This is a genomic window from Microcystis sp. LE19-10.1B (assembly GCF_027530565.1).
Taxonomy (GTDB): domain Bacteria; phylum Cyanobacteriota; class Cyanobacteriia; order Cyanobacteriales; family Microcystaceae; genus Microcystis; species Microcystis aeruginosa.
The window spans coordinates 1-7480 of sequence record NZ_JAPZQM010000587.1; the positions used below are offsets into that span (position 1 = coordinate 1).

Sequence of the window (7480 nt, forward strand, 5' to 3'; positions counted from 1 at the left end):
GTTGAGGACGATCGTTACGGTTATGGAGAGCAGCGTTTTGTCACATTCGGTTTGTTGCAAGGGCGAGTGATTGCCGTTGTCCATACAGAACGTGAGGATTGCACCCGTATTATTTCTGCAAGAAAAGCGACGAAATATGAATAACGAACCTACTTCGAGCAACTCTCAAACTGATTGGCAACGATTGGATGCGATGAGCGATGAAGATATTGATTTATCAGATTGTCCAGAGATTACGCCAGAAATGTTTGCTAAGGCGGTAGTGCGGCGGGGTTTACCTGCTACAAAAGCCAAGGCTCAAGTTACACTCCCCATTGATAGCGATGTATTAGAGTGGTTTAAGTCTCAAGGGCGTGGCTATCAAACACAGATCAATCAATTGCTACGAGCGTATATGGAGGCACATCAATAACAGGCAGATTCATATTTTTGTATTTGAAAACAAGGATTGCAGCGGCATAACAAGGGATTTACCATACCTTATTAGACTGAAAACCGCTATAACAAATCACCGCACCCGAAATAATAGTGAAATTTTGTGACAAAGTGCAGTCAGATCTAAGAATCTTTGCTAGAAGTCTAGAAAGCTTCTGTGATCAGTCTCCTTAAAAGAGATTGTTGGCAGTACCCTAGTAGATATCCGAACAAACGGTTAAGGGTTTTAATCATCAAGGTCGGGGATTATGAAAATCTATCAAATTTTATTCCAATCCCGACTTCTAATTCTTCCAGTTTGGTAATAAGTTGAAACTAGCTCAATATAATCTTTAAAATCATCATTTTCAACCACAATACGATTCACTGATTGCCAGTCAATTTCTGCCCTAGATTTTGCTGGTAAAAATATCTCACTTTCAGAAGGGTTTTCCGTATCTAGAATAATGACTCCAATTCCATGAAGTGCAGACAACATACGCAGTGCGATCGCCGATCTTGTAGGGTGCGTTCCCTAATGCAACTTCTACCGCTCCACCGATCGATTTTTGGGGAACGCACCATGCCCATGGATTGAAACTGTGAGTTTAGGTGCGATGCCGCTCTGGTCGGACCAGTTGAGGAATGTTAGCGAAGATTCCCAATGTTTGGTTAAAATAGAGGGGCAAAAGTCGCCACAGGGTCGCTTCAATGACAGTTCGACAACCCCGCTACAGTAAAGAAGAATTTGCTCGACGTGGTAATGAGATTTATCAATCTCAGGTACGTCCCCAAGTCGAGGAGGGTAATCAGGGGAAAATTGTGGCAATTGACATTGAAACAGGGGCTTTTGAAGTAGCGGATGATTTGGTAAGCGCAGCGAAGCAACTTTCTGCACGAGTGCCTGATACTCAGACATGGTTTGTTCGCATTGGGCATTCAGCCGTCGATCACTTTGGTGCACGGAGCCTGAGAACAAAGCCATGATGCAAGGTCGTGTAAATCAAGGCTGTGAGGCGACGTTAGCGATCGCAGTCAGAAACAATGAAACAACGCAGATAGTAGATGCTGTAATTGATACAGGATTTTCGGGTTTTCTCACCTTGCCGTCTGACATAATTGCTAGGTTAGGGTTTATTTGGGAGGGTCGAGATCTTGCGACGTTAGGCGATGGGACTTTCTGCACGTTTGAAGTTTACATCGGGCTTGTGATCTGGGACGGGCAATATCGTGAGATTTACATCAACGAATCAGAGACGGTTCCGTTGATTGGGATGCAGCTATTACGAGGATACGATTTGCGAATTCAGGCAATTGAGGGTGGTTTAGTTACGATCGAAGCGTTGAAGTAGAGTGCGATGCTGAAGGCACTGGGTAACAGTACGCCATCGCTGTAGCAACGTGAAAGCTAGAATATATTAAGCCCTATACGTTAGATGTTGTCTATGATACGGTGATTTGGTTCTGGGTTGGTTCCCATGCAGAGTACGATATGCTGCTGGAGCAATTGTAGTGCGATGCCGAAGGCACTGCGTAGTGCGATCTTGTAGGGTGCGTCCCCTAATCTGGCTCCCACTGCTCCACCGATCGATTTTTGGGAACGCACCATGCCCACTCAAAATCGGTAAAACCCTACACCCTACACCCCACACCCTGCCCCCACGAAAAACTTTTTGCCGCAAACCCTAATCAATTAACGCTCATTCTTAATTCTCCTGGCTACTGGCTCCTTACTCCTCACCTAAAGGAAGATTTTTGATTTTTGCAAGAGGTCTCTTGTTTGAGTATGGGACTGACTTCTTTGCTTCAGGATCAAATCCCGTCAGTACCGCTCGCTCAATCCTTGACGGGGTGAGCTTTTCCAACTCTTTGACCCCATCTTGCTCCCAAAAATGAGCGAAGGATGAGTCCCATTAGAGGAAACTTTGCCCTTACCAGTGCGTCTTTAGCCTCTAAGCAAACAAGTGTCACGCTTGCGATAGAATAGATCGGACTTAGCCTAAATGGGGTCAGGGAAAGAATGTGCGGAATTGTTGGCTATATCGGAACCCAAACAGCGATCGATATTCTCCTAGCTGGTTTGGAACGTTTAGAATATCGGGGTTATGATTCGGCAGGAATTGCCACAATTCTCGAAGGTGAATTACATCGAGTCCGCGCCCAGGGAAAACTCTACAATCTGCGGGAAAAATTAGAACAGGAAGTTAATCCCTCCCAAATTGGCATCGGTCACACCCGTTGGGCAACCCACGGCAAACCCGTAGAAAGTAATGCCCATCCCCACACCGATAATAGTCAACGGGTGGCAGTGGTACAGAATGGCATTGTCGAAAATTTTCAGGTATTAAGAACAGAATTAAAGGAAAAAGGCTGCATATTTGACTCGGAAACCGACACAGAAGTTATTCCCCATCTAATCGCCAGTTATCTACCCAAACCTACCGATGAAGACTACTTGGGGGTGAGTCCTTTCCTCAAGGCAGTTTTAAGGGCAATTGAACGTTTGGAGGGGGCCTTTGCCCTAGGGGTGATTAGTCCCGATTATCCCGATGAATTGATTGTCGTGCGGCAACACGCCCCTTTAATCATCGGTTTTGGTCAAGGGGAGTTTTTCTGTGCCTCCGATGTTAGTGCTTTGGTTCCCCATACCCGGGCGGTGCTGTCCCTGGATAATGGCGAAATCGCTCGGTTAACACCCTTGGGAGTAGAAATTTATAATTTTGAGGGCAAAAGAGTCCGTAAAAGCCCCAGAGTCCTCGATTGGAGTCCGACGACCGTAGAAAAACAGGGTTATCGTCACTTCATGCTCAAGGAAATCTACGAACAACCCGGAGTGGTGCGCGACTGTTTAGGAACCTATCTGCATCCCCATTGGACAGCACAAAATGAGGATAATGTCAACCCGATAAATATTAATTTTTCTGAAGAAATTTACGATAATTTAGAACATATTCAGATTTTAGCCTGTGGAACCAGTTGGCACGCTAGTTTAGTCGGTAAATACTTGATCGAGCAGTTGGCAGGTATTCCCACCAGGGTACAGTACGCCTCGGAATTTCGCTATGCACCCACGCCCCTGATGCCCAATACTTTAACTATCGGGGTGACGCAATCGGGGGAAACAGCCGACACTTTAGCGGCTTTGGAAACGGAAAAACAGCGTCGTTTAGGATTAGAAAAAAAATATCAGGCCCGGATTATCGGTATTACTAATCGCCCCGAAAGTACCCTAGCACAAATGGTCGATCAGATTATTAATACCCAAGCAGGAATCGAGATCGGGGTGGCGGCAACTAAGAGTTTTACGGCACAATTATTGGGTTTTTATCTCTTAGCTTTGGATTTATCCTATCGTCGTCAAACTTTGTCTTTAGAGAGAATCGAGGAAATTATTAATGGAATGCGATCGCTGCCAAGATCGATCGAAACTGTCTTAGAAACACAGGAAAAAGCGATCGAAGAATTGGCCCATGAATTTAATGACACCCAAGACTTTATTTTCTTGGGACGGGGGATTAATTTCCCCATTGCCTTAGAAGGGGCCTTAAAACTCAAAGAAATCAGTTATATTCATGCGGAAGGCTATCCAGCCGGAGAAATGAAACACGGACCAATCGCGCTTTTAGATGCAAAAGTTCCCGTAGTAGCGATTGCTATGCCGGGGATAGTTTATGATAAGGTTCTCTCCAATGCACAGGAAGCAAAAGCAAGGGATGCGCGATTATTGGGAGTAGTTGCCGACAGCGATACGGAAGCGCCAAAAGTCTTTAATGATTTGTTGTATGTGCCGGAAATTGAAGAATTATTATCGCCAATTCTAACAGTAATTCCCCTACAATTGCTCTCCTATCATATCGCAGCCCGTCGCGGTTTAGACGTGGATCAGCCGCGCAATTTAGCCAAAAGTGTCACAGTGGAGTAAAGTTCAACAGGTTGAAACTATCCGATCAAGTGGAGATATCTGATCGTTGTGCTTTGCTGTTCTATGTTGTTCAGGTTTCATCCCTTCGGTAAAACCGAGGGTCCTCCCCTGACATTTGTGATAAAATCAAGAGGCCGACTGACATCTGAGAAGCGATAGCAACCATGACGGGTGTGGACTTACAGCAATTATTACTAGAAAAATGGGGTCGTTCCTACGATATCCAGCTACGACGCATCAAAGATAAGGTTCATGTCCAGGTAATGTGGAAATATCTCGAACAAGCTTCTTTTCCCCTCTCCGAGTCTGAATATCTGGAACATCTCAATGCGATCGCTAATTATCTCCACGAATGGGGTGGTTTTAGTCAATTTCAAGCTTTTATCCGCGAAACCCGCGAGCGTCCCCGTCTCGGTAAAGCGGTTAGTCTGGCCCTAGATTTAGGTGAAAGGGCCTCGGAATGGCTGATCAGTGATCAGTGATCAATTATCAGTGACCAGTGGGATTGTTAAGTGAACAGTATACTGCATTTAAATTGCGTATTGGATATTTTAATACAAATGCTCGAACCCCCCACTCCCCCATCCCCTTCTCTAGACACAAAAAAAGGCGTTAAGCTTAACCTTAACGCTTGCTTTTGATTCAATGGCAGTGACTAGCTCTTGCGACGAGCGAAAGCACCAACACCAGCAACGGCTAAGATACCGAGGATAGCAGAAGGTTCGGGGGTTTTAACAATGGATTTTTGTCTGAAATCGTTGGTGATACTGTTAAGTGATCCGTCAACATCAGAGACAGAGAAAGTGTTTCTGACGTAAAGTTTCAGGATATTCGGAGCAATTGGAACCGTTAGGCCAGGAGAGCCAGTGCCACCAATACTAGAGCTTTTGGCCTCCGAGGTTCCGACCAAACTCGACCCGCCGAAAGCATCTGACCAAACCGTCTGGTTCAGAGAGACACCGGAGTCAGTCTGGCCAGTTGTGGTATAGCCAGCGCTGAATGCTTCGAACATCTTCGTCAAAAGTTCGTTGTCGGGAGTGTCGGGGTCATCAACGATCTCGATCGTGTAATCTATGACATAAACGCCACTTAAACTGGTCAGAGGGTTAGCTGGGGTGAAGGTGAAGGTGTGCAAATCGCCCAAGGGCAGCACGGTTTCCGTAATGGTCAGAAAATTGCCCGGGCTATTTATACCACTGCCAGATGAGTTGATGTGTGTAAACAACTTGTCCCCTTTCCGGCAAGGATTGTCCTTGAAATTGTTGAAACTTTGTGGGAAACAATCCACCGCCTGCGCTTGGACGGGGGCAGTATTGGCAAAGCCGAAAGCGGCAACGCTGCCAGCGATAGCAAGAGCGCCAGTGGTTAGTCGTCTAGAGATGTTTGTGATCATTTTAAGTGGTTTGTTACTTTTTATTAGGGCAAAGTACGGATACTACGCACTCTAGTATAGTTATAACCTCGGCCAGATGAAATGTCAAGTTATTGACATCCTCGCCGCCCTAAAAGTGCGGCGATTCCTAAACCTCACGATTTAAGTTTCTGCTTCCACCACCGTCGCATAAGCTAAACGGCGCTTAACCTGCATGATCCAACAGCTATAACCCTTTTGGAGTCTATATCGGTGATCCGAAGTAAAAGCCGTTTAGCTTACCACAGTTAAAAAACCATGTACTGTCTTACACAGAGTCCACAGACTTTCGCCCCATTTCAGAAGCCCGATTCCCTGTGTCCCACGGTACGTTGACCGCCTATAGCTTCTTGTACTTGTTGCGCGCGACTTTTTACCCGGCCAAGCTTTTCTGGTCGGAACCCCCTAAGCCGAGTTTTCAAGGTGCTGCGCCGTCCACTTGGTTTTCGAGACTGGCTTTTTAATTCTAACGTAAAGCCAACCTAGAACGGCGGGGTTTCAGACCCAAAATTTCCGATGAAAAAAATACATCAGCTGCCGTCAGGCTTGAATCAGTGATCAGTAATCAGTAATCAGTAATCAGTGATCAGTATTCTCCGAGTCGGGAGTCAGTATTCAGGAGATTGCTTTTATTTATTCTCCCCACACCCCACACCCTACACCCTACACCCTACACCCCACCTCCCCACTTTCCCACTACCCCACTTCCCACACCCCAAATAAATTACTTAATTTGTGCTATGATAATAGTTTTGGGATAAATTTAAATAGGAGCAGACTGTCTGTATGTCTCGTTATAGAGGACCGCGCTTGCGCGTTGTGCGTCGTTTAGGGGAATTACCAGGGTTAACCCGTAAAAATGCCCGTCGTGCCTATGCACCGGGGCAACATGGCCAGGCCCGCAAAAAACGTTCAGAATATGCCATTCGTCTAGAAGAAAAACAAAAACTGCGTTTTAACTACGGTGTCAGCGAAAAACAATTAGTTCGCTATGTCCGCAAAGCTCGCCGGGCTACTGGTTCCACTGGTCAGGTACTGCTGCAACTCCTAGAAATGCGTCTGGATAATACCGTTTTCCGCCTCGGTATGGCTGGGACAATTCCGGGGGCGCGACAATTAGTCAATCACGGTCACGTCACCGTTAACGGTAGAGTTGTGGATATTGCCAGTTATCAGTGCCGTCCGGGTGATGTGATTGGAGTTAGAAATCAAGAGCGTTCCCAGGATCTCGTCAAAAGAAATATGGAATACCCCGGTTTAGCCAACCTGCCGAGTCATTTGGAATTTGACAAAAACACCCTTGTGGGCAAAGTGAATGGCGTTGTGGAAAGAGAATGGATTGCCCTCTCGATTAATGAACTGTTAGTAGTGGAATACTACTCTCGGAAAGTCTAGGAAAAAAGCCTTTTCCAGATACCTTGAGGACGCAATTGGCAGCGTCCTTATTTTATTCTTTAAATTTAGGTTGAAAGATAGCAAAAATACGATGCTAAGTAGCTGGTTATAATTAAATTAAAAATGGATTTTAGGTTTGATCCCCCCTGCCCCCCTTGATAAGGGGGGTGCCGATAGGCGGGGGGATCCCCCCTTAATAAGGGTAGGGCTGTTTCATTTAAATTAAGTATAGCTGATTTTGAGTCAATAAATTTGACCGAAGATTCTCAAGTTTATCTTGTTCTAACCAAAAGAGTTAGTCACAATAACTAATCTTTAATCCTCTGCCAAATTTATTA

The 7480-nt window shown here is 45.6% G+C and carries 12 protein-coding genes; 9 read left to right on the top strand and 3 right to left on the bottom strand.

All coding sequences use genetic code 11. The annotated features are described in order from the left end of the window. Together O9332_RS28195 and O9332_RS21300 are read left to right on the top strand one after the other, a co-directional pair. A partial coding sequence (locus O9332_RS28195) for a BrnT family toxin (protein WP_353852176.1) occupies positions 1–144 on the top strand: 144 nt, incomplete at its 5' end. Beyond that, positions 137–412 (top strand): BrnA antitoxin family protein, encoded by a 276-nt coding sequence (locus tag O9332_RS21300; protein WP_002756884.1) that lies wholly within the window; start codon positions 137–139, stop codon positions 410–412. The genes O9332_RS28195 and O9332_RS21300, both read left to right, overlap by 8 nt. Positions 413–694: 282 nt before the next feature. Here O9332_RS21300 and O9332_RS21305 read toward each other — a convergent pair whose 3' ends face one another. Further along, positions 695–913, bottom strand: coding sequence for a hypothetical protein (locus tag O9332_RS21305; RefSeq protein WP_002756882.1), 219 nt, complete (start codon positions 911–913; stop codon positions 695–697). Between the two features lie 212 nt (positions 914–1125). On the opposite strand from O9332_RS21305, the gene O9332_RS21310 reads away from it, so the two are divergent. Both O9332_RS21310 and O9332_RS21315 read left to right on the top strand, forming a co-directional pair. After that, on the top strand, positions 1126–1401 hold the full coding sequence (locus O9332_RS21310; protein WP_002756880.1) for a hypothetical protein: 276 nt from the start codon (positions 1126–1128) through the stop codon (positions 1399–1401). Next, entirely contained in the window at positions 1398–1766 is a 369-nt protein-coding gene (locus tag O9332_RS21315) for an aspartyl protease (protein WP_043998808.1), read from the top strand. Before O9332_RS21310 ends, O9332_RS21315 begins: the two co-directional genes overlap by 4 nt. A gap of 80 nt (positions 1767–1846) precedes the next feature. Here the strand turns inward: O9332_RS21315 and O9332_RS21320 are convergent, their stop codons facing one another. Then, the gene (locus tag O9332_RS21320; RefSeq protein ID WP_158499364.1) at positions 1847–2023 is read right to left on the bottom strand and encodes a hypothetical protein; all 177 of its coding nucleotides are present in this window, start codon (positions 2021–2023) and stop codon (positions 1847–1849) included. Here O9332_RS21320 and O9332_RS21325 point away from each other — a divergent pair. From O9332_RS21325 to O9332_RS21335, 3 genes are all read left to right on the top strand, one after another. Then, a complete protein-coding gene (locus O9332_RS21325; protein ID WP_288027298.1) occupies positions 2009–2173 on the top strand; it encodes a hypothetical protein in 165 nt (54 codons plus the stop codon). The genes O9332_RS21320 and O9332_RS21325 overlap by 15 nt on opposite strands. A gap of 261 nt (positions 2174–2434) precedes the next feature. After that, positions 2435–4336, top strand: a complete 1902-nt coding sequence (glmS, locus tag O9332_RS21330) for a glutamine--fructose-6-phosphate transaminase (isomerizing) (RefSeq protein WP_012265785.1) — start codon at positions 2435–2437, stop codon at positions 4334–4336. A 164-nt stretch (positions 4337–4500) separates the two neighbouring features. Further along, positions 4501–4818 (top strand): DUF3067 family protein, encoded by a 318-nt coding sequence (locus O9332_RS21335; protein ID WP_002756874.1) that lies wholly within the window; start codon positions 4501–4503, stop codon positions 4816–4818. Between the two features lie 173 nt (positions 4819–4991). Here O9332_RS21335 and O9332_RS21340 read toward each other — a convergent pair whose 3' ends face one another. After that, positions 4992–5729: a PEP-CTERM sorting domain-containing protein gene (locus O9332_RS21340; protein ID WP_288027300.1), complete on the bottom strand. Its 738-nt coding sequence runs from the start codon at positions 5727–5729 to the stop codon at positions 4992–4994. 600 nt (positions 5730–6329) lie between these two features. Between O9332_RS21340 and O9332_RS21345 the strand changes: the two genes are divergently transcribed. Continuing rightward, a complete protein-coding gene (locus tag O9332_RS21345; protein ID WP_265795732.1) occupies positions 6330–6470 on the top strand; it encodes a hypothetical protein in 141 nt (46 codons plus the stop codon). A 63-nt stretch (positions 6471–6533) separates the two neighbouring features. Next, positions 6534–7142, top strand: a complete 609-nt coding sequence (gene rpsD, locus O9332_RS21350; RefSeq protein WP_002737433.1) for a 30S ribosomal protein S4 — start codon at positions 6534–6536, stop codon at positions 7140–7142. The last annotated feature ends 338 nt before the right edge of the window (positions 7143–7480 follow it).

Bases quoted from the DNA above. Each gene is read 5' to 3' on its own strand.
- O9332_RS21300 (WP_002756884.1), top strand. From the start codon at position 137: ATGAATAACGAACCTACTTCGAGCAACTCTCAAACTGATTGGCAACGA.
- O9332_RS21305 (WP_002756882.1), bottom strand. From the start codon at position 913: ATGTTGTCTGCACTTCATGGAATTGGAGTCATTATTCTAGATACGGAA.
- O9332_RS21310 (WP_002756880.1), top strand. From the start codon at position 1,126: ATGACAGTTCGACAACCCCGCTACAGTAAAGAAGAATTTGCTCGACGT.
- O9332_RS21315 (WP_043998808.1), top strand. From the start codon at position 1,398: ATGATGCAAGGTCGTGTAAATCAAGGCTGTGAGGCGACGTTAGCGATC.
- O9332_RS21320 (WP_158499364.1), bottom strand. From the start codon at position 2,023: ATGGTGCGTTCCCAAAAATCGATCGGTGGAGCAGTGGGAGCCAGATTA.
- glmS (WP_012265785.1), top strand. From the start codon at position 2,435: ATGTGCGGAATTGTTGGCTATATCGGAACCCAAACAGCGATCGATATT.
- O9332_RS21335 (WP_002756874.1), top strand. From the start codon at position 4,501: ATGACGGGTGTGGACTTACAGCAATTATTACTAGAAAAATGGGGTCGT.
- O9332_RS21340 (WP_288027300.1), bottom strand. From the start codon at position 5,729: ATGATCACAAACATCTCTAGACGACTAACCACTGGCGCTCTTGCTATC.
- rpsD (WP_002737433.1), top strand. From the start codon at position 6,534: ATGTCTCGTTATAGAGGACCGCGCTTGCGCGTTGTGCGTCGTTTAGGG.